Origin of the sequence: Microbacterium sp. LWS13-1.2 (assembly GCF_040144835.1) — a bacterium.
GTDB lineage: Bacteria > Actinomycetota > Actinomycetes > Actinomycetales > Microbacteriaceae > Microbacterium.
Genome location: NZ_CP151632.1, coordinates 3,917,047 through 3,936,435 on the forward strand (window position 1 = coordinate 3,917,047; position 19,389 = coordinate 3,936,435).

Annotated in this window: 16 protein-coding genes; 7 read left to right on the forward strand and 9 right to left on the reverse strand. The window is 69.9% G+C overall.

The window, feature by feature from the left end; translation table 11 throughout:
* Nucleotides 1–126: 126 nt before the first annotated feature.
* Nucleotides 127–2,025, forward strand: coding sequence for a phosphoenolpyruvate carboxykinase (GTP) (locus MRBLWS13_RS18080; protein ID WP_349426704.1), 1,899 nt, complete (start codon nt 127–129; stop codon nt 2,023–2,025).
* 144 nt (nt 2,026–2,169) lie between these two features.
* On the opposite strand, the gene MRBLWS13_RS18085 is transcribed toward MRBLWS13_RS18080, so the two are convergent.
* Nucleotides 2,170–4,173, reverse strand: a complete 2,004-nt coding sequence (locus MRBLWS13_RS18085; protein WP_349426706.1) for an ABC transporter ATP-binding protein — start codon at nt 4,171–4,173, stop codon at nt 2,170–2,172.
* A gap of 26 nt (nt 4,174–4,199) precedes the next feature.
* The gene (locus tag MRBLWS13_RS18090) at nt 4,200–4,415 is read right to left on the reverse strand and encodes an AsnC family protein (RefSeq protein WP_349426707.1); all 216 of its coding nucleotides are present in this window, start codon (nt 4,413–4,415) and stop codon (nt 4,200–4,202) included.
* Nucleotides 4,416–4,669: 254 nt separating this feature from the next.
* On the opposite strand from MRBLWS13_RS18090, the gene MRBLWS13_RS18095 reads away from it, so the two are divergent.
* The 3 genes from MRBLWS13_RS18095 to MRBLWS13_RS18105 are packed head-to-tail and all read left to right on the forward strand — an operon-like array spanning nt 4,670 to nt 7,361.
* Entirely contained in the window at nt 4,670–5,611 is a 942-nt protein-coding gene (locus MRBLWS13_RS18095; RefSeq protein WP_349426708.1) for an ABC transporter ATP-binding protein, read from the forward strand.
* A gap of 50 nt (nt 5,612–5,661) precedes the next feature.
* Nucleotides 5,662–6,537 (forward strand): ABC transporter permease, encoded by an 876-nt coding sequence (locus MRBLWS13_RS18100; protein WP_349429098.1) that lies wholly within the window; start codon nt 5,662–5,664, stop codon nt 6,535–6,537.
* Nucleotides 6,534–7,361 (forward strand): ABC transporter permease, encoded by an 828-nt coding sequence (locus tag MRBLWS13_RS18105; protein ID WP_349426709.1) that lies wholly within the window; start codon nt 6,534–6,536, stop codon nt 7,359–7,361. The genes MRBLWS13_RS18100 and MRBLWS13_RS18105 overlap by 4 nt, the downstream gene beginning before the upstream one ends.
* 70 nt (nt 7,362–7,431) lie before the next feature.
* Here MRBLWS13_RS18105 and MRBLWS13_RS18110 read toward each other — a convergent pair whose 3' ends face one another.
* The 6 genes from MRBLWS13_RS18110 to ribD form a co-directional block, all read right to left on the reverse strand.
* The gene (locus tag MRBLWS13_RS18110; protein WP_349426710.1) at nt 7,432–8,910 is read right to left on the reverse strand and encodes an MFS transporter; all 1,479 of its coding nucleotides are present in this window, start codon (nt 8,908–8,910) and stop codon (nt 7,432–7,434) included.
* Between the two features lie 235 nt (nt 8,911–9,145).
* Nucleotides 9,146–9,499: a Fe-S protein gene (locus MRBLWS13_RS18115; protein ID WP_349426711.1), complete on the reverse strand. Its 354-nt coding sequence runs from the start codon at nt 9,497–9,499 to the stop codon at nt 9,146–9,148.
* 124 nt (nt 9,500–9,623) lie between these two features.
* Nucleotides 9,624–10,100: a 6,7-dimethyl-8-ribityllumazine synthase gene (ribH, locus tag MRBLWS13_RS18120; RefSeq protein ID WP_349426712.1), complete on the reverse strand. Its 477-nt coding sequence runs from the start codon at nt 10,098–10,100 to the stop codon at nt 9,624–9,626.
* Entirely contained in the window at nt 10,097–11,371 is a 1,275-nt protein-coding gene (ribA, locus tag MRBLWS13_RS18125) for a GTP cyclohydrolase II (RefSeq protein ID WP_349426713.1), read from the reverse strand. Before ribA ends, ribH begins: the two co-directional genes overlap by 4 nt.
* Nucleotides 11,368–12,072: a riboflavin synthase gene (locus MRBLWS13_RS18130; protein ID WP_349426714.1), complete on the reverse strand. Its 705-nt coding sequence runs from the start codon at nt 12,070–12,072 to the stop codon at nt 11,368–11,370. Before MRBLWS13_RS18130 ends, ribA begins: the two co-directional genes overlap by 4 nt.
* Nucleotides 12,072–13,163 (reverse strand): bifunctional diaminohydroxyphosphoribosylaminopyrimidine deaminase/5-amino-6-(5-phosphoribosylamino)uracil reductase RibD, encoded by a 1,092-nt coding sequence (ribD, locus tag MRBLWS13_RS18135; RefSeq protein ID WP_349426715.1) that lies wholly within the window; start codon nt 13,161–13,163, stop codon nt 12,072–12,074. The genes MRBLWS13_RS18130 and ribD overlap by 1 nt, the downstream gene beginning before the upstream one ends.
* Nucleotides 13,164–13,542: 379 nt before the next feature.
* Between ribD and MRBLWS13_RS18140 the strand changes: the two genes are divergently transcribed.
* Both MRBLWS13_RS18140 and glpK read left to right on the forward strand, forming a co-directional pair.
* Nucleotides 13,543–15,270, forward strand: a complete 1,728-nt coding sequence (locus MRBLWS13_RS18140) for a glycerol-3-phosphate dehydrogenase/oxidase (RefSeq protein ID WP_349429099.1) — start codon at nt 13,543–13,545, stop codon at nt 15,268–15,270.
* A 64-nt stretch (nt 15,271–15,334) separates the two neighbouring features.
* Nucleotides 15,335–16,876 carry a glycerol kinase GlpK gene (glpK, locus tag MRBLWS13_RS18145; protein WP_349426716.1) on the forward strand — a complete coding sequence of 514 codons (1,542 nt, stop codon included), beginning with the start codon at nt 15,335–15,337 and terminating at the stop codon, nt 16,874–16,876.
* Between the two features lie 125 nt (nt 16,877–17,001).
* On the opposite strand, the gene MRBLWS13_RS18150 is transcribed toward glpK, so the two are convergent.
* Nucleotides 17,002–17,862 carry a DNA-formamidopyrimidine glycosylase family protein gene (locus MRBLWS13_RS18150; protein WP_349426717.1) on the reverse strand — a complete coding sequence of 287 codons (861 nt, stop codon included), beginning with the start codon at nt 17,860–17,862 and terminating at the stop codon, nt 17,002–17,004.
* Between the two features lie 322 nt (nt 17,863–18,184).
* On the opposite strand from MRBLWS13_RS18150, the gene MRBLWS13_RS18155 reads away from it, so the two are divergent.
* On the forward strand, nt 18,185–19,030 hold the full coding sequence (locus MRBLWS13_RS18155; RefSeq protein WP_349426718.1) for a DUF559 domain-containing protein: 846 nt from the start codon (nt 18,185–18,187) through the stop codon (nt 19,028–19,030).
* The last annotated feature ends 359 nt before the right edge of the window (nt 19,031–19,389 follow it).

Here is a 19,389-nt window from a genome sequence, read left to right on the forward strand (position 1 = left end):
GAAAGAATCGCGACTCTTGACGCGAGATTTCGTGGGAAGAGGCATCCATCAGGGCCGAAAGTAGAGGAAGAGCACGAAGCTGCATCGTCGAACCATCCGACGGTCGAATCAACGAGGAGCGACACCATGGCCCTTGCCGACATCTTCACCCGGACCGAAGGCTCCGCTTCCACCGCGCGTCCCGCTGCCACACCGAACGGCACCACGCGGGCGTATGGCGAAGTGCCGACCGTTCAGGGCGAGGGCATGGTCGCACTGCGCGCGTGGGTTGATGAGGTCGCTGCGCTGACCCGGCCCGCTCGTGTGCACTGGGTCGATGGTTCGCGGGCGGAGAACGACGCGCTGCTGCGTGAGATGGTCGACGAGGGCAAGCTCATCAAGCTCAACCCCGAGTGGCGCCCGGGCTCCTACCTGGCACGGTCGCATCCCAGTGATGTCGCTCGCACCGAGGGGCGCACGTTCATCGCGTCCGAGCGTGAGGAGGATGCCGGCCCGACGAACAATTGGGTAGCGCCGGACGAGATCCGCGCGACGATCACGCCGCTGTTCGAGGGTTCGATGGTCGGCCGCACGATGTACGTCGTGCCGTTCTCGATGGGCCCCGTCGGCGGGCCGCTCTCGCACATCGGTGTGCAGGTCACCGACAGTGCCTACGCCGTCACCTCGATCGGCATCATGACGCGCGTGGGCACCGCCGTGCTGCGCGAGATCGCCGGCGGCGCCGCCTGGGTCAAGACCGTGCACACGGTCGGCGCGCCGCTGCAGCCGGGCCAGGCCGACGTGGCGTGGCCCTGCAACGACGAGAAGTACATCGTGCATTTCCCCGACACCCTCGAGGTCTGGTCGTACGGGTCGGGCTACGGCGGCAACGCGATCCTCGCGAAGAAGTGCTTCGCCCTGCGCATCGCCTCGGTGATCGGCCGCGACGAGGGCTGGCTCGCCGAGCACATGCTGCTCATCCGCGTGATCGACCCCGCGGGACGCGCCTACCATCTCGCCGCGGCCTTCCCCTCGGCGTGTGGCAAGACGAACCTCGCGATGCTCCGCCCGACGATCCCCGGCTGGCGCGTCGAGACCCTCGGCGACGACATCGCGTGGCTGCGTCCGGGTGAGGACGGCCGCCTGTGGGCGATCAACCCCGAGGCGGGGTTCTTCGGCGTCGCGCCGGGCACCGGCGCCTCGACCAACGTGACCGCGGTCGAGACGCTCTGGGGCAACACGATCTTCACGAACGTCGCGCTGCGCCCCGACGGCGACGTCTGGTGGGAAGGCCTGACCGACGAGCCGCCGGCAGAGCTCACCGACTGGCAGGGCAACCCCTGGACACCGGCATCCGGTCGCCCCGCCGCCCACCCGAACTCGCGCTTCACCGTCGCCGCCGCGCAGTGCCCGCAGATCGCCGACGACTGGGACGCCCCACAGGGCGTGCCGCTCGACGCCATCCTCTTCGGCGGGCGCCGCGCCACCAACGTGCCGCTCGTCGTCGAGGCGACCGACTGGACCCACGGCGTCTTCATGGGCTCGAACGTCTCGTCCGAACGCACCGCGGCCGCCGAGGGCACCGTCGGCGAACTGCGCCGCGACCCGTTCGCCATGCTGCCGTTCTGCGGCTACAACATGGCCGACTACTTCGCCCACTGGCTGAAAGTCGGGCACAAGCTGCGGTTCGATCGCGCGCCCCGCGTGTTCCAGGTCAACTGGTTCCGCAAGGGCACGGACGGACGCTTCCTGTGGCCCGGCTTCGGCGACAACTCGCGCGTGATCGACTGGATCATCCGCCGCATCGAGGGCGAGGTCGGCGCGATCGACAGCCCCATCGGCCGCCTCCCGCACACCGAGGACCTCAACCTCGGGGGCACCGACGTGACCCAGACCGACCTCGACGAGCTGTTCGCCGTCGACCCGCAGCTCTGGCTGCAAGAGGCCGACCTCACCGAGGAGTTCTACCGCACCTTCGAGGGACGCGTCCCCGCCCCCCTCTGGGCCGAACTCGCCGCCCTGCGGTACCGCCTGCAACGCGCCTGACCTCGGCGGACTCCCGTTCCACGAAGAGCGGATGCCCCGGCCTCACCTGTGCGGTGGCCGGGGCATCATTCGTCGAACCGGTTCATGTGGGCGCCGAGGGGGGGCGGCAGGGGTAGCGGCTGCGGCGACCGCGAGGCGGGCCGCTCAGACCAGCAGCTGGTGCTTCGCGAGCTCGCGGTAGAGCGGCGTCGTCCGCACCAGTTCGGAGTGCGTGCCCTGCCCGACGACCTGGCCGTGGTCCATGACGACGATGTGGTCGCTGTCGACGACGGTCGAGAGGCGATGCGCGATCACGATGAGCGTGCGGCCGGCGGCGACCGCGTCGATCGCCTCGCGCATCCGCTGCTCGTTGAGCCCGTCGAGCGACGAGGTCGACTCGTCCAACAGCAGGATCGGGGGAGCGGCCAGCAGCGCCCGCGCGATCGCGAGACGCTGGCGCTCGCCGCCCGAGAGCATGACGCCCGACTCGCCCACCGGAGCGTCGACGCCGAGCGGGTTGCGGTCGAGCACGTCGCCGAGATTCACGGCGCGCAGCACCGCATCGCACTCGGCATCCGACGCTTCGGGCGACGCCAGTCGCAGGTTGTCGCCGATCGTCCCGGCGAGGGTCGGGGCGTCCTGCTCGACATAGCCGAGCTGTGCGCGCAGTGCGTCGCGGTCGAGAGCCCGCACGTCGGTGCCGTCCAGCAGGATGGCGCCGTCCGTCGGGTCGTAGAAGCGCTCTATGAGCGCGAGGGTCGTGCTCTTGCCGGCGCCCGACGGGCCGACGAGCGCGACGCGCGCACCCCGCGGCACCGAGAACGACACGCCCCGCAGCACGTCGGCATCGGCGGAGGCGGATGCCGCGGCATCCGTCCGCCCTTCCGCCTGAGCAGGTGCTGACTCGTCGCCGAGCGCGATGGTGGACGTGTCGACGTGGGCGCTCTCGAGCACCGCGCGCGCCTCGGACTCCGCCTTGCGACGCGCCTCGACGACGTTCTCGGGGTAGCGGAACCGTACGTCGCGGAACTCGATCGCCGCCTGGACGGCGGCATGCGAGCCAGACGGCGTCTCGGCCGCGCGCACCCGGGCAGCGACCTCGGCGTCGCTCTGCGACTCGGTCGGCAGGTCCAGCACCTCCTGGATACGGCCCAAGGCGCCGAGCGCCTGGCTCACCGACGTGATCGCGCCGAAGAACGAGCCGAGAGGCGCGATCAGCATGAACAGGAACATGATGAAGGTCACGAGGCTGGCGATCGACAGCGCACCGGTCGCGACGCGGAAGCCGCCGAGACCGATCACAACCAGCAGCGAGACCTGCAGCGCGATGCCGGCGATCGGCACGACGAGCGCCGACACCTTGGCGATGCGGACGCCGACGGTGTAGGCATCCGTCGCCTGCGCGGTGACCGACTCGACCTCGCGGTCCGTCGCACCCGACGCGCGCACCGTGCGGATCGACCCGACGGCGCGCTCGACACCCGAGGCGAGCGCGCCCACCTTCTCCTGCTGCTCTGTGGACGCGGTCCGGATGCGGCCGCTCAGAGTCACGACTCCGAGCACCGAGATGCCGATCACGAGCACGATGATCCCGAGCAGCACCGGATCGATGAGCGCCATCGCGATCAGGGCGCCGGCGAACAGCAGTGCGTTGCCGATGGAGTCGGCGAGGCCCTGGGTGAGCGCGGCGTAGAGGAGGGTCGTGTCGCTGCCGACGCGCGAAACGATGTCGCCGGTGCGACGCGCGTCGAACTCGCTGATCGGCAGATGCAGGATGCGGGCGATGAGCCGGCGTCGGCTGGAGTACACGACGGCAGTGCCGGTGCGCTGCAGCAAGTAGTGCTGCCAGCCCGAGATGAGCGACGAGAGCAGCACGAACCCGACGAGCGCCCAGATCAGAACGCCGAGGTCGAGATTGTCCTGCACCCGGGTGATGACCTCGCCCACGAGCAGCGGCTGCACCAGCGACGTGCCCGCGCTCAGGATGCTGAGCACGACCACCACAGCGAGAGTGCGCTTGTGCTCGAAGAGGTAGGGCAGCAGCTGCCCGAAGCTCGCGCGCGGGCCTTCCTGGTTCTTGCCGCGCCGCCCGCGTCCGCGCGAAGGGCGCGGGGAGGACGCCGCGGGGGATGCGGCGGCGAGGGCTTCGTCGAGTTCGGCGGAGGGCATGGGTGTACCTCGTTCGTGAAGGGGGCTTACCTTCGACCGTACTTCTTGTGGACGGCCTGTCTGCTCACGCCCAGGGCGCTCGCGATCGCCTGCCACGACAAGCCGAGGTTGCGGGCCTTGCGCACCTGCACCTCTTCGGCGCGAGCGAGCTCGCGGCGGACCTCGGCGAGACGGTGCAGTTCGGCGAGCGGCTCGCGCGCGTCCGATGCGCCGATCAGGGTGCGCAGGTCGTCACCGCTCATCGCATCGCCTCTCGTTTCGCAGACGGATGTTGCGGGCCGCAGCATCCGTCGTCAACCGTAGTTGACAGGCCTCGTGCCGTCAACTCACGTTGACGCATCCTGCGCCGCCCGTCCCGGCCTCACCATCCCGGTTCACTTGCGCTGGACGTGCGCCGCGCCCGGCGGGTCGCGTACGCATAGCGCAAGTGAACGGGTCGGTGAGGGGAGCAGCAGGCGCGCTGTGCGGTGTCGGAGCGGGGGGTTAGTGTGGTGCGGTGCCTGCCCCCGTGATCACCGCTGAGAACCTCGTCAAGGCCTACAAGGTCAAAGGCAAGCCCGACTTCCTCGCCGTCGACGGCCTGTCGTTCGAGGTCGCGCCCGGAGAGTCGTTCGGCCTGCTCGGCCCCAACGGCGCCGGCAAGTCCACGACGATGAAGATGGTCGGCGCTGTCTCGACCCGCACGGGCGGCGAGCTGTCGATCCTCGGGCTCGATCCCGACCGCTACGGACCCGAGATCCGCTCGCGCCTGGGAGTCGTGCCGCAGCAGGACAACCTCGACGGTGAGCTCAACGCGCGCGAGAACCTCTACATCTACGGCCGCTACTTCGGGCTGCCCGGCAAGGTGTGCCACCAGAAGGCCGACGAGCTGCTGGCGTTCGCCCAGCTCGAAGACAAGGCGAAGAGCAAGGTCGAGCAGCTCTCCGGCGGCATGAAGCGCCGCCTCACGATCGCGCGCGGCCTCATCAACGACCCGCGCATCCTCCTGCTCGACGAGCCGACGACGGGCCTCGACCCGCAGGCGCGCCACGTGCTGTGGGACCGCCTGTTCCGGCTGAAGGAGCGCGGCACGACGCTGGTGCTCACGACGCACTACATGGACGAGGCCGAGCAGCTCTGCGACCGGCTCATCGTCGTCGACAAGGGCCGCATCATGGCCGAGGGCACCCCCGCCTCGCTCATCCGCGAGCACTCCAGCCGCGAGGTGCTCGAGGTGCGCTTCGGCTCGGAGCGCAACGAGCAGGTCGCACCGCAGCTCGCGGGCATCGGCGAACGCGTCGAGGTCCTGCCCGACCGCATCCTGGTCTACGCCCACGACGGCGAGGCGGCCCTCGAGACGGTGACGCAGCGTGGGCTGACGCCGATCACGTCGCTCGTGCGGCGCTCCAGCCTCGAGGACGTGTTCCTGCGCCTCACCGGAAGGTCGCTGATCGAATGACCTCCGTTCCCGAAGACGCTCCGCCCGCCGGCGAGCCAGGCGAGTCACGGATGCCGCGGCCCGGCAGCGCGCCGGCCGCCACGTCCACGCAGCTCTCGCTCGACGAACTGCGCGCCGAGGCGATGCAGTGGGGACGCAAGCCCCGCGCATTCGGCACGTGGTACGTCACCGAGCACATGGTGCGCGCGATGCGCGCATACGGCTGGACGATCGTGGTCGGCGCCCTCGGGCAGCCGATCCTGTACCTGCTGGGCCTCGCAGTGGGACTTGCCGCCCTCATCGACGCGCCCATCTCGCAGAACGGCGTCGAGGTGTCGTACCTCGTGTTCGTGGCGCCGGCGCTGCTGATGACCGCGGCGATCTCGGTGGCGTCCGAGGAGTTCTCGTACCCGGTGATCGCCGGTTTCAAGTGGCGTCGCTACTTCTTCGGCTTCAGCGCCTCGGCGCTGTCGCCGGGGCAGATCGCCGGCGGCGTCGTCGCCGGCGCGTCCGCGCGCATCATCGTCGTCGTGGTCGCGTACTACCTGTTCCTGTGGCTCTTCCAGGCCGTGCCGGACCCGGCGACCGGCTGGCTCACGATACCGATCGGACTGCTCGCGGGCCTCGCCTTCGGCATCCCGTACATGGCCTACGCCGCGTCGATCACCGACGACAAGGGCCAGGTCGCGCTCGTGCAGCGCTTCATCTTCATGCCGATGTTCCTGTTCTCGGGCACCTTCTACCCGCTGGCCACCCTGCCGCTGTGGCTGCAGTGGATCGGTTGGGTCTCGCCGCTGTGGCACGCGACCGAGCTCGGCCGTATCGCCACCTACGGCATGCCGGTCGATCCGTTCGCGATCGCGATCCACGTCGGGTATCTGCTGTTGCTGTCGATCGGCGGGTACGTCATCGGTCGCCGCATCTTCCAGAGGAGGCTCGGCGCATGACCGTCGCGACCGGAACCGAGACCGTGGTCACCCGTGCCGGCGGCGTGCGGGCGCTCTGGGCGGGCAACCCGCAGTCCGTCGTGCAGCGCGGTCTCATCGCCGCGCGCTCGTCGAGCTGGGCGGTCGTGCTGTCGGGCTTCTTCGAGCCGGTGTTCTACCTCGCCTCGATGGGGATCGGTCTCGGAGCCCTCATCGGCGACGTGCAGACCTCCAGCGGCATCGAGGTGCCGTACGCGGCCTTCATCGCACCCGCTCTGCTCGCCGTCTCGGCCATGAACGGCGCGATCTACGACTCCACGTGGAACGTGTTCTTCAAGCTCAACTACGGCAAGCTCTACGAGGGCATGCTCGCGACCTCGCTGGGGCCCCTCGACGTCGCGCTGGGAGAGATCCTCTACGCGCTGCTGCGCGGCCTGCTCTACGCCACCGGCTTCATGATCATCATGCAGATCCTCGGGCTGAACCTGGCCTGGACCGCCATCCTCGCGCTGCCCGCCGTGCTCCTCATCGCCTTCGGTTTCGCGAGCCTGGGCATGGCGGTCACGAGCTACATGAAGACGTTCCAGCAGATGGACTGGATCAACTTCGTGCTGCTGCCGATGTTCCTCTTCTCGGCGACGCTGTACCCGATCACCATCTATCCCGAGTGGGTGCAGCACATCATCATGGCGTTCCCGCTGTGGCACGGCGTCGAGCTGGTGCGGGGCCTGACGACCGGCATCCTCACGCCCGAGATGTGGTGGCACGTGCTGTATTACGTCGTCATGATCGCGATCGGCCTCGTGTTCACGACGAAGCGCCTGCGCGCCCTTTTCCTCGACTGAGGTACACAGCCCCGAACGACGGATGCCGCAGCCACGTGGGCTGCGGCATCCGTCGTCTTGGGTACCGAGGTCAGAGCGAGCCGGTCGCCCCGACGCCGAGGTCGGCGTCGTAGTCGATGTCCCTCGTCTCGGGCGCCAGGATCAGCGCGATGAAGGTCAGCACACTCATCGCCGAGAGGTAGAGACCGACCAGCACCGGGCTGCCGCCGGCGGAGGCCCACAGCCACACCGCGACGATCGGCGCGAGCGCGGCGCCGAGGATCGACGACACGTTGTACGAGATCGCCGAACCCGAGTACCGCACGTTCGTCGGGAAGAGCTCCGGGAGCACCGCACCCATGGGTCCGAAGGTCGACCCCATCAGCATGAAGCCGAAGACGAGGAACGCCTGCACCAGCGCGCCGGTGAACTTCGGGTCGACCTGCGGCAGCAGGAAGATGTTGAACGTGAGACCGAACACGATGATGAGGCCGGTCACCCACAGCAGCAGCCGTCGACGCCCGATCGCGTCGGCGATCGGGCCCGACAGCAGCGTGAAGATGCCGAAGAACACGACGCCGATGATCTGCATCACCACGAAGTCGGTGTAGCCGAAGCCCAGACCGGGGTAGAACTGCGCGGCGAAGGCGGTGGCGTCGAATGGGTTGCCCGCGGCCTCGGCGGCGGCCTGCGCGGCGGCGGACGCCGTCTCGAGGTCGGCAGCCTTCGTGCCGTACGAGAGCGTGAAGTTCGTCATCAGGTAGAACAGCACGTAGGTCGCCAGCATGATGAACGTGCCGAGGATCAGGTGCCACCAGTGATGGCGGAGGACGGTGGCGAGGGGGAACTTGCGGATCGCGCCCTTCTCCTCCGCCTTGACGAAGGTCTTGGACTCCACGAGGCGAAGTCGCACCCACAGGCCGATGATGACCATGACGGCCGAGAACAGGAACGGCACGCGCCAGCCCCACGCCAGGAACTCCTCCGATCGCTGCCCGGCGCCGTCGGGGTGGGGGAGCAGGTAGTTGATCGCGAGGAACACCGAGTTGGCGATGATGAAGCCGAGCGGCGCGCCCAGCTGCGGGAATGTGCCGTACCAGGCGCGCTTGCCCTTCGGGGCGTTCTCGGTCGCGACGAGCGCCGCGCCCGACCATTCGCCGCCGAGCGCGAAGCCCTGCGCGAGGCGCAGCACCAGCAGCAGCACGGCCGCCCAGACGCCGATCTCGTTGTAGGTCGGCAGGCACCCGATGAGGAAGGTCGCGATGCCCATCGTGAGCAGGGACGCGACGAGGGTGGCCTTGCGGCCGAAGCGGTCGCCGAAGTGGCCGAACACGATCGCGCCGAGCGGGCGGGCCACCATCGCGGCGCCGAACACGCTGAACGACAGCAGCAGCGACGTGGTGTCGTTGCCGGTCGGGAAGAAGAGGATGGGGAAGACCAGGACGGCGGCGGTCGCGTAGACGTAGAAGTCGTAGAACTCGATCGTCGTGCCGACGAGGCTGGCGAGGATGACGCGGGAACGGGGATTTGCGGGGGCCGCGGGGATCGCGGCGGTGGTGGGGGAGGTCAATTTTCACCTGGGCATGCGCGGAGCGGGGCATCCTGGTGGGATGCGGCGGTGGGCGTCCGCATGGCGCAGGGTGACGCGTCAGGCGGCACTGCACTGGATCACCGTGAGCGCGGACGGTGTCGCCCGGCACGAGGAAACAGCCTACTCCCGCAGCGGCGCACCGAGACCCGGATACGGAAAGCGGATGCCGCGGCCGGGGCCGCGGCATCCGCTTTCGACGTTCTGTGGGCGTGTGTCAGCGCCAGATCACGGCGATCGCGGCGTTGGCGAGCGTCAGCACGCCGACGGCCCAGAACATCGCCGGCGGGAGCGACCCGGTCTTGCGCTGGCGGCCGCGGCCGATGCCGAGGAGGGCGCCGATCACGAGCAGGATCACGAGCTTGACGCCGAGCTTGACGTAGTTGAGCTCGTACTCGATGCCCCACGGTGCGGCGAGGATCAGACCGGCCACCGCAGCGATCGCGAGACCCCAGTCCATGACCCGGGTGAATCGCCGCTTGCCGTTCACCGCCTCCACCACCCAGGCGCCGAACAGCACGGCGAAGCCGACGAGGTGGATGAGCACGACGATGTGGCGAAGGATTTCCATGCCATCAGTCTAGCTGAAGGTTATTCGATCACCAGGGTCCCCGGTCGTGAGCGAGCGAAGAACGAGCGAGACGGAATGTCCGAGGCGTTTCGTCTCGCTTCGCTCGCTCAACAACCGACCCGCGTCAGCCCCGGAGTTCCCGCAGCGCGAGGGCGGTGCGGATCGCCGCATCCGCCGCCTCGAAGCCCTTGTCCTCCACCGAGCCCTCGAGGCCAGCACGGGCGATGCCCTGCGCCTCGTCGTCGAGCGTCAGCACGCCAAACCCGACCGGCTTGCCCGTGTCGAGCGCCACGCGCGTGAGCCCGTCCGTCGCCGCGTTCGAGACGAACTCGAAGTGGGGCGTCCCGCCGCGGATGATGACGCCGAGCGCAACGACCGCGTCGGCGCCGGCATCCAGTGCCGCCTTCGCGACGACGGGCAGCTCGAACGAGCCGGGCACCCGCACGATGCGATGTGAGGCGCCGGCGGCCGTCACGGCGCGTTCGGCGCCGGCGATGAGGCCGTCGGTGATCGTCTCGTGCCACGTTCCCGCGACGACGACGACATCGATTCCCGTGCCGTCGACCGCTCCTGTGACCAGGGGTGCGCCCTTGCCGCTCATCGTTCTGCTCCCTCGTGCATCTGTGCGAGTGCGTCGGCGAGGTCTGCCTCCGCGATGAGGTGACCCATCCGGTCGCGCTTCGTCGCCAGGTACTGGTGGTTGTTCGGACCGACGCCGACCAGCAGCGGCACCTGCTCGACGATGTCGAGACCCAGTTCGCGTAGCTGGTGCACCTTGTCGGAGTTGTTGGTCAGCAGCCTCACGCGCGCGACGCCGAGATCCGACAGGATGCCGGCGGCGGCCGCGTAGTCCCGCGCGTCGGCGGGCAGGCCGAGCGCCAGGTTGGCGTCGACCGTGTCGAGGCCGCGCTCCTGCAGCGAGTAGGCGCGGAGCTTGTTGATGAGTCCGATGCCGCGGCCCTCGTGACCGCGCATGTAGATCACGACGCCGCCGTCCTGCTCGATGGCGTCGAGCGCGGCCTCGAGCTGCGGGCCGCACTCGCACTTGAGCGACCCGAAGGCCTCTCCGGTCAGGCACTCGGAGTGCACACGCACGAGCGGCGCATCGCCGAGCTCGCCCGAGACGACGGCGATGTGGTCGGTGCCGGTGACGCGGTCCTTGTACGCCAGGAACCGGAACGCCCCGTGCGAGGTGGGCACGTTCGCCTCGGCGCGCAGGCTGACGCGGCGCTTGTCGGCGCCCCGGATCGCCGGGTCGCAGGGGGCGTTCTCGTCGAGGTAGGCGATGAGGAGCTCGATCGTGATGACTGGGATGTCGTACTCAGCGCCCAGCTCCTGGAGCCCCGGCAGCCGCATCATGCTGCCGTCGTCGGAGACGACCTCGCCGATGACGCCCACCGGTGCGAGCTCAGCGAGCTTCATGAGCTCGACCGCGGCCTCGGTGTGACCGGCGCGCTCGCGCACGCCGCCGTCGACGGCGCGCAGGGGCAGGATGTGGCCGGGCCGGATGACGCTGGTCGGCGTCGACTCGGGGTCGGCGAGCACGTTGAGCGTGTGGGCGCGGTCGCCGGCGCTGATGCCGGTCGAGATGCGGTCGGCGGCGTCGACGCTCACCGTGTAGGCGGTGCCGCGCGCGTCCTGGTTGTTCTCCACCATCGGCGGCAGATCGAGTCGGTCTGCCCAATCCGAGGGCATAGGGGCGCACAGGAATCCGCTCGTCCAGCGGACCGTCCAGGCGACCCACTCGGGAGTGGCGAGCTGGGCCGACAGGATGACGTCGCCCTCGTTCTCGCGATTCTCATCGTCGGCGACGATGACCGGCCGGCCGGCGCGCAACGCCTCGACGGCCTCGGGGATCGTGGAAAGGCTCATTTCGAACCTCCTTCCGTCGGTGCGGATGCGTCCGCAGGGAGTTCGGGTGCGGCCGGAGCCGCGAAGGCAGCCTCGCGGAGCGCGGGTGCGGTCGGAGTCGCGAATGAGAGGAGTCGCTGCACGTGGCGCGCCAGGATGTCGGTCTCGAGGTTGACGCGGTCGCCCGGCACGCGGGCACCCAGGGTGGTGGCCGCGAGCGTCTCGGGGATGAGCGACACTTCGAACCATGCCTCGGTCGCGGGAGCGGGGCTCGCGGCGCTGACGGTGAGCGAGACGCCGTCGACGGCGATCGAGCCCTTGTCGACGACCAGGGGGGCGAGATCCGCCGGAACCGAGATGCGCAGCACCTGCCACTGGGCGCCGGGGCGCACCTCCAGCACCGTGCCGGTGCCGTCGATGTGGCCTTGCACGATGTGCCCGCCGAGTCGGCCGTGTGCCGCGGTCGCGCGCTCCAGGTTCACGGCTCGGCCGGCAGCGACGCCGTCGAGCGTCGACATGTCGAGTGTCTGTTTCATGACGTCGGCGGTGAACCAGCCGTCGCCCTGGCCGACGACCGTCAGGCAGACTCCGCTGACCGAGATCGAGTCGCCGTGCCCGGCATCCGACACGGCCTTCGGCCCGCGCACGGTCAAGCGCACGCCGTCGCCCGAGGGCTCCACGGCGGTGACCTCGCCGATCTCCTCCACGATTCCGGTGAACATCACTCGTCTCCTTCCGACGACGGTTGATCCACGCGCGCGGATGCTCGCAGCGCGTCAGCGGCGGCGGGCGGCGTGGGGCGGGCGACGTACAGCAGGTCGTCGCCGAGTGGGGTGACGGATGCCACGACCAGGCGCTTCGCCTCGCCGATGGTCGTGACGCCGATGTCATGCAGCGCTAGGCGGTCGCCGCCCAGGAGCACCGGTGCGACGTACACGAGCAGCTCGTCGGCGAGCCGCTCGCGCAGGAACGAAGCGGCGACGGCGGGACCGCCCTCGACGAAGACGCGCTGGACACCGCGCGTGCGCAGGTCCTCGAGCGCTGCGGCGAGGCCTCCCGACGCTGGATCGCCCGGGTACTGCAGGAACGGGTGGGGATGCCGGCGCAGGGCGGCATCCGCGGGCACCGGTCGCGCGCCGACGACGACGGGAACCGGCTGGTGGGACAGGAGCGTCCCGTCCTCGGCTCGCGCGGTGAGCGCCGGGTCGTCGGCCAGCACGGTGCCCGTGCCGGCGACGATCGCGTCGGCCTCCGCGCGCCGGCGGTGGACGTCGGCGCGCGCCGCCGGTCCGGTGATCCACTGGCTGGTGCCGTCGGATGCCGCCGCGCGGCCGTCGAGGCTCTGCGCCCACTTGACGGTGACGTGCGGACGGCCAAGGCGCTGGACCGTGAGCCACGACTCGAGGAGCGTCGTCGCCTCATCGGCGAGAAGGCCCGCCTCGACGTCGACCCCGGCGGCGCGCAGCCGCGTGCCCCCACCAGAGGAGTGGTCGCCCGGATCTGCGATGGCGTACACGACACGCGTCACGCCCGCCGCGATGAGGGCCTCGGAACAGGGGCCGGTGCGGCCGGTGTGGTTGCAGGGCTCGAGCGTGACGATGGCCGTCGCTCCGCGCGCCTCACCCGGCGCGAGCTTCGAGAGGGCGTCGACCTCGGCGTGCGGCGTGCCCGCGCCGCGATGCCAGCCTTCGGCGATGATCGAGCCGTCGCGGCCGAGCAGCACAGCGCCCACCTGCGGGTTTACACCGCGCGGACCGCACTGTGCGATCGCCAGTGCCCGACGCATCGCGTCGTGTTCCGCCGTGCTCGCCATCCCGCCCCCTCGTCTCGTCGGCTCGACGCTCCGGGGCAGGGGAAGCGGCGACGCCATGGCGTCGCTGGTGTGCTGCCTCCCATCCGGACTAGCGACCGCGCTCCCGAAGGAACCCTGTCGCATCACCGTCGGTTCCGGAATTCCACCGGACCGGCCGCGGCGTCATCCGTCACGGATGCTGAAGCCTTGGCTCGCGGACTGTCACCGCCGGCTCGGATTCTCACCGACCCCGGAGCACGTTGATGCTCTCGAGTGTAGTCAACGCGGCATCCGGCCATTCATTCCATGTCTTCGCATGAACCCGCGCCCCGTGCGCACCGGGCGTCGCTCGGCCCGATGTCGTGGCGCCGACGTAGCCTGGGAGGGGGATGGTGAGGCGATGAACACGGCGGGATCGATGCGGGCATTCGAGGAACTGGCGGCGCGGCCTTATGCGGACGTGCTGATCATCGGCGGCGGGATCAACGGGCTCGCGACGTTCCGTGACCTCGCCATGCAGGGCGTCGACGTCGCGCTCGTGGAGCGAGACGATTTCGTCAGCGGCGCGTCGGCGGCATCGTCGCACATGATCCACGGCGGCATCCGCTACCTCGAGAACGGCGAATTCCGGCTCGTTCACGAGGCGGTGACCGAGCGCAACGCGCTGATGCGCATCGCCCCGCACTACGTACGGCCGCTGCAGACGACGATCCCGATCTTCTCCACCTTCTCGGGCGTGCTGTCGGCGCCGTTGCGCTTCCTGCGGCACGGCGGGGGCAAGCCGCGCGAGCGCGGCGCGGCGCTCATCAAGATCGGGCTCGTGATCTACGACTCGTTCTCGCGAGGCGGGGGAGTGTTCGGCGGCGGGACCGTGCCGCGTCACACCTTCCACGGACGCAAACGGTCGCTCGCCCAGCTGCCGCTGCTCAACCCCGCCGTCAGATACACGGCGACCTATTGGGACGCTTCGCTGCACGACCCCGAGAGGCTCGCCCTCGACGTGCTGCGCGACGGCCGGACGGCGGGCCGCGACCGGGCGCGCGCCGCGAACTACACCGCGGCGGCGGGCATCGACGCGGGCCGGGTGGTGCTGCGCGACGCGGCCACCGGCGCAGAGACGCCCTTCGCGGCATCCGTCGTGGTGAACGCGAGCGGTCCCTGGACCGATGAGACCAACCTCGCGCTGGGGGATCCGACCCGCTACATGGGCGGCACGAAGGGATCCCACATCGTGCTCGACCACCCGCAGCTGCTCGGGGCGACGGGCGGCAGGGAGCTGTTCTTCGAGAACGAGGACGGCCGGATCGTACTCATCTATCCGCTCAAGGGCCGGGTTCTCGTCGGCACGACCGACCTCGAGCACGACATGGGCGAGCCGATCGTGTGCACCGAGGCCGAGGTCGACTACTTCGTCGAGCTGATCGGCCAGGTCCTGCCCTCGATCCCGGTGGAGCGCTCGCAGATTGTCTACCGGTTCGCGGGCGTGCGTCCGCTGCCCGGCCATGGCGAAGTCTCGCCGGGGTTCGTCTCGCGCGATTACCGCGTCGAATCGGCGCCGCTCGTCGGCGGCGACACCACGGTGCTCAGCCTCGTCGGCGGCAAATGGACGACCTTCCGCGCGTCGGCCGAGCACGTCGCCGACCTCGTCCTGGAGGCGCTCGCCATGCCACGCCGTCGGTCGACGCGAGGTGTGCCGATCGGCGGCGGCCGGGGCTTCCCGACGACCGAGCGCGCGCGCCAGCAGTGGATCACCGCGCACGCCGTCGATGTGCCGGCCGCGCGCGTCGCGACGCTGCTCGACCGCTACGGCACGGTGGCCGAGGCCGTGGTCGACGCGATCGCCGCCGATCCCGAGGACGCCGCACTGGAGCACCTGCCCGGCTACAGCTCGGGGGAGCTGCGGCACCTCGCCGCGACAGAGGATGTGGCGCACCTGGACGACGTGCTGCTGCGGCGCACCAGCATCGCCTTCATCGGCGCCGCGACAGACGAGGCGGTGGCGGAGGTCGCCGCGGCGGTCGCCCCCGTGCTCGACTGGGATACCGCACGCTCGGCGGTGGAGGTCGCACGCGCGCTCGAGCGCGTCCATGCCGCCGATCCCACGTGGGCGCCGGCGTCGGCGCGATAGCCTGACCGCACCCGGGCGCAGCCCGCGGCACCGACGGCGATGCCGCCCACCGACGAAGGAGACGATGTTGCCCGACCACGTGCTGTCTATCGATCAGGGCACGACTTCGACGCGTGCGATCGTGTTCGACCCCGAGGGCACGGTCGTTGCCGTGTCGCAGCGCGAGCACGAGCAGATCTTCCCCCGCGCGGGATGGGTCGAGCACGACCCGGTGGAGATCTGGACCAGCGCCGAATGGGTGATCGCGTCGTGCCTGACGCGCGCCAGGATCAGCGCCGAAGAGGTGGTCGCCATCGGCGTGACGAACCAGCGCGAGACGGCCATCGTGTGGGAGAAGCGCACCGGCCGACCTGTCCACAACGCGCTCGTCTGGCAGGACACACGCACCCAGCCGCGCATCGACGAGATGACCAGCGACGGCGGCGCCGACCGGTTCGCCGACACCACCGGCCTGCCGCTGGCCACGTACTTCTCGGCGTCGAAGGTCGAATGGATCCTGGATCACGTCCCCGGCGCCCGCGCCGCGGCCGAGGCGGGGGAGCTGCTGTTCGGCACTCCCGACACCTGGGTGGTGTGGAACCTCACCGGCGGCGCGCGGGGCGGCATCCACGTGACCGATGTGACCAACGCGTCGCGGACGCTCCTGATGGACCTGCGCACTCTCGACTGGTCCGACGACCTCCTGGCCGCCTGGCGCATCCCGCGGGCCATGATGCCCGCCATCCGCTCGTCGTCCGAGGTCGTCGGGCACTCGCAGCTGCCGTCCGTCCTCGACGGCGTCCCGATCGCCGGCATCCTCGGCGACCAGCAGGCGGCGACGTTCGGGCAGGCAGCCTTCGATGCGGGCGAGTCGAAGAACACGTACGGCACCGGCAACTTCCTCCTCGTGAACACCGGCACCGAGATCGTGCGCTCAGGCAGCGGCCTCATCACGACGGTCGGCTACCGCATCGGCGACGAGCCGGCACGGTACGCGCTCGAGGGGTCGATCGCGGTCACCGGCTCGCTCGTGCAGTGGCTGCGCGACAATCTCGGCATCATCCACCGCTCGGAGGACGTCGAGACGCTGGCCGCCAGCGTCGACGACAACGGCGGCGCCTACTTCGTGCCCGCTTTCTCCGGGCTGTTCGCTCCCTACTGGCGGCCGGATGCGCGGGGTGCGCTCGTCGGACTCACCCGCTACGTGAACAAGGCGCACATCGCCCGCGCCGCGCTCGAGTCGACCGCCTTCCAGACCCGCGACGTCATCGAGGCCGTGGTCGAGGACACCGGACGCACGCTCGACGAGCTGCGCGTGGACGGCGGCATGACGCGCGACGACCTGCTCATGCAGTTCCAGGCCGACATCCTCGGCATCCCGGTCGTGCGTCCGAAGGTCGTCGAGACGACGGCACTCGGCGCCGCCTACGCGGCCGGGCTCGCGACCGGTGTCTGGGGCGGGCTGGATGAACTGCGCACGCACTGGCGCGAAGACGTCCGCTTCGAGCCGCGGATGCCGGAGGACGAGCGCGAGCGGCGCTACCGCCAGTGGCGCAAGGCCGTGTCGAAGTCGCTCGACTGGGTCGACGACGACGCCCGCCTGCTCATGGGCACGACGAGCGACTGACGCATTTCGAGCGTGAGCCAACGTCCCGCCGGTGCGGACACCGGTCGTCGAGCGAGCGAGGAACGCGGTCGTTGAGCGAGCTTGCGAGTCGAAACGCAGAGACGAGACGCCCCGAGCGCTCCGATCTACTTCAGCAGCCGCGACAGGCGCCGGTCGGCGAGGATCTTGCCGCCGGTCTGACAGGTCGGGCAGTACTCGAGGGAGTTGTCGGCGAAGAAGACGCTGCGCACCTCGTCGCCGCACACCGGGCACGTCTCACAGCGGCGTCCGTGCACCTGCATGCCCCGTCGTTTGGCGTCCTTCAGTTCGGCCGGCGGCTTGCCGGATGCCTCGGCGACGGCATCCGTCAGCGTCTCGGTCATCGCGTCGAAGAGCCGGGTGACCTCGTCGTCGGTGAGCGAGGTCGCGAGGGCGTAGGGCGACATCTTCGCCGCGTGCAGGATCTCGTCGGAGTAGGCGTTGCCCACCCCGGCGATCGTCGCCTGGTCGCGCAGCACGCCCTTGATCTGGGTGCGACGGCCCGCCAGCAGCCCCGCCAGCGTGTCGCGCGTGAACGCCGGGTCGAGCGGGTCGGGGCCGAGTCGTGCGATGCCGGGGACGTCGGCGGGGTCGCGCACGACGTACACGGCGAGCGACTTCTTGGTGCCCGCCTCGGTGAGGTCGAACCCGGCGCCGTCCGACAGGGCGACGCGCAGCGCGATCGGCGTCTTGCCCGGCCGGATGACCGTCTTCGGCAACTCGTCGTACCAGCGCAGCCATCCCGCCTTGGCCAGATGGAACACGAGGTGAGGGCCGGTCGTCGACAGGTCGACGAACTTGCCGTGGCGCGAGGCGCCGGTGATCTCGGCATCCGCCAGCGCCTCGATCGGCGGGTCGTACGTCTTCAGCGCCGCGATGTTGGCGATGGTCGCGCGTGCGATGCGCACGCCGGTGAGCCGCTCGCGGAGGAAGTCGACGAGTCCCTGCACCTCGGGCATCTCGGGCATGCGCTCATCCTGCCACGCAGCGGCGACACGAGGGCCGCACCGTCACCCACCGGTCCAGCCGTCTGCAGTGTGGGCTGGTGGGCGAGCACCTCCCCGCCGAAGCTGCCGGCAACGCGTTCCGTACTCAGGAACGAACCGGGCGCCGGGCGCCGGCGCCCGCGGATTTCCGCGATCAGTCTGCGGCCGCGGCATCCGTGATCCTGAGTACGGAACGGACTGCTTCCTCCCCAGGCAGGGGCCTCGGCGGGGAGGGAAGGAGTTGTGCACGGATCCGGAGCCGACGGCTGAGAAGCCGTGCGCGCACGCAGCAGTGTGACTGGTCATGTGGGAGATGCACCGGACGCGTGCGGACCTGTTCGCCGACGGAATGACTCGCCGCGGGATCACCGCTGCGGTGAGAGCGGGAGACCTCATCCGCGCCCGACGTGACCGTTACCTGGCGCCCGATGCGCCGGATGCCATTGTCCGCGCGGTGCGAGTGGGCGGGCGGCTCACCTGCGTGTCGCTTCTGCAGTTGCTCGGAGTCTTCGTATTGGCGAACTCGAGCCTGCACGTGCACCTCACCGCGCAGTCGAGCCGCCTGCGGTCTCCACATGATCGAAGGAAGCGACTGAGCCGCCGGCGCAGGCATGGCACATGTCTGCACTGGACAAGCCTGCCGGAGCAGCCTGGGGCGGCGACGTGCGTCGGCATCGTCGCCGCCCTCGCGCATGCCGCGCGATGCCAGGCGCCTGGTGCGGCGGTGGCATCCATCGACAGCGCGCTGAACAAGGGATTGATGGCCGTAGATCAGGTCAGCGACATCTTCGACCTGCTTCCGTCGCGGTACGGCGTGCTGCGTGGATTGATCGATGGGCGTGCGCAATCCGGCCCGGAGACGCTCGTGCGCCTAATGGTTCGCAAGCTCGGAAGTACCGCAGAGCCTCAGGTCGAGTTCGACGGTGTGGGCTTCGTCGACATGGTGGTCGACGGATGGCTCGTCATCGAATGCGACAGCAAGGCTCATCACAGCGATTGGGAGCAGCAGCTTACGGACTACCGTCGCGACCTGAAGCTTGCGCAGCACGGCCTTGTCGTGCTCCGGCTGGCCGCAGAGAACATCATGTACGACCCGGATTCGGTGTTCCTCGCCGTACGCGGAGTCCTTGCCGCACATTCCCGCCGCTGAAGGCGGTCGACCCGTCGGGCCCGCCGCTCGTTCCGAATTCAGGATCGCTTGATGTGCCGCCCGGGACCGCAGCGTGATTCCGCGGACTCTCCGCCCACCTGCTCCGCCGTTCCTGAGTTCGGAACTACGCCGAGCGTTGCTGTCCGGCAACATCGGTTCCGTACTCAGGAACGGCTCGGCGGCCGCACAAGCACTGCCGCAGAGATCCGCCCCACCGTGCGCCCGAGTGGGTTGGTGTTCCTGAGTTCGGAACGGGCGACGAGGAGCAACCGCAGCCGCGACACAAGAGGGAGCCACGACCCGCCGGAGAGGCGACGCAGAGCGCCGGATGGATGCCGCGGCAGCGGCGGCGGGTTCCG

Excerpts from the sequence above, each read along its gene's own strand:
- ribA (WP_349426713.1), bottom strand. The coding sequence starts at position 11,371 with ATGAGCCTTTCCACGATCCCCGAGGCCGTCGAGGCGTTGCGCGCCGGC.
- MRBLWS13_RS18130 (WP_349426714.1), bottom strand. The coding sequence starts at position 12,072 with ATGTTCACCGGAATCGTGGAGGAGATCGGCGAGGTCACCGCCGTGGAG.
- MRBLWS13_RS18140 (WP_349429099.1), top strand. The coding sequence starts at position 13,543 with ATGAACACGGCGGGATCGATGCGGGCATTCGAGGAACTGGCGGCGCGG.
- ribH (WP_349426712.1), bottom strand. The coding sequence starts at position 10,100 with ATGAGCGGCAAGGGCGCACCCCTGGTCACAGGAGCGGTCGACGGCACG.
- MRBLWS13_RS18090 (WP_349426707.1), bottom strand. The coding sequence starts at position 4,415 with ATGAGCGGTGACGACCTGCGCACCCTGATCGGCGCATCGGACGCGCGC.
- MRBLWS13_RS18115 (WP_349426711.1), bottom strand. The coding sequence starts at position 9,499 with ATGGAAATCCTTCGCCACATCGTCGTGCTCATCCACCTCGTCGGCTTC.
- MRBLWS13_RS18155 (WP_349426718.1), top strand. The coding sequence starts at position 18,185 with ATGTGGGAGATGCACCGGACGCGTGCGGACCTGTTCGCCGACGGAATG.
- MRBLWS13_RS18100 (WP_349429098.1), top strand. The coding sequence starts at position 5,662 with ATGCCGCGGCCCGGCAGCGCGCCGGCCGCCACGTCCACGCAGCTCTCG.
- MRBLWS13_RS18150 (WP_349426717.1), bottom strand. The coding sequence starts at position 17,862 with ATGCCCGAGATGCCCGAGGTGCAGGGACTCGTCGACTTCCTCCGCGAG.
- MRBLWS13_RS18085 (WP_349426706.1), bottom strand. The coding sequence starts at position 4,173 with ATGCCCTCCGCCGAACTCGACGAAGCCCTCGCCGCCGCATCCCCCGCG.
- MRBLWS13_RS18105 (WP_349426709.1), top strand. The coding sequence starts at position 6,534 with ATGACCGTCGCGACCGGAACCGAGACCGTGGTCACCCGTGCCGGCGGC.
- ribD (WP_349426715.1), bottom strand. The coding sequence starts at position 13,163 with ATGGCGAGCACGGCGGAACACGACGCGATGCGTCGGGCACTGGCGATC.
- MRBLWS13_RS18080 (WP_349426704.1), top strand. The coding sequence starts at position 127 with ATGGCCCTTGCCGACATCTTCACCCGGACCGAAGGCTCCGCTTCCACC.
- glpK (WP_349426716.1), top strand. The coding sequence starts at position 15,335 with ATGTTGCCCGACCACGTGCTGTCTATCGATCAGGGCACGACTTCGACG.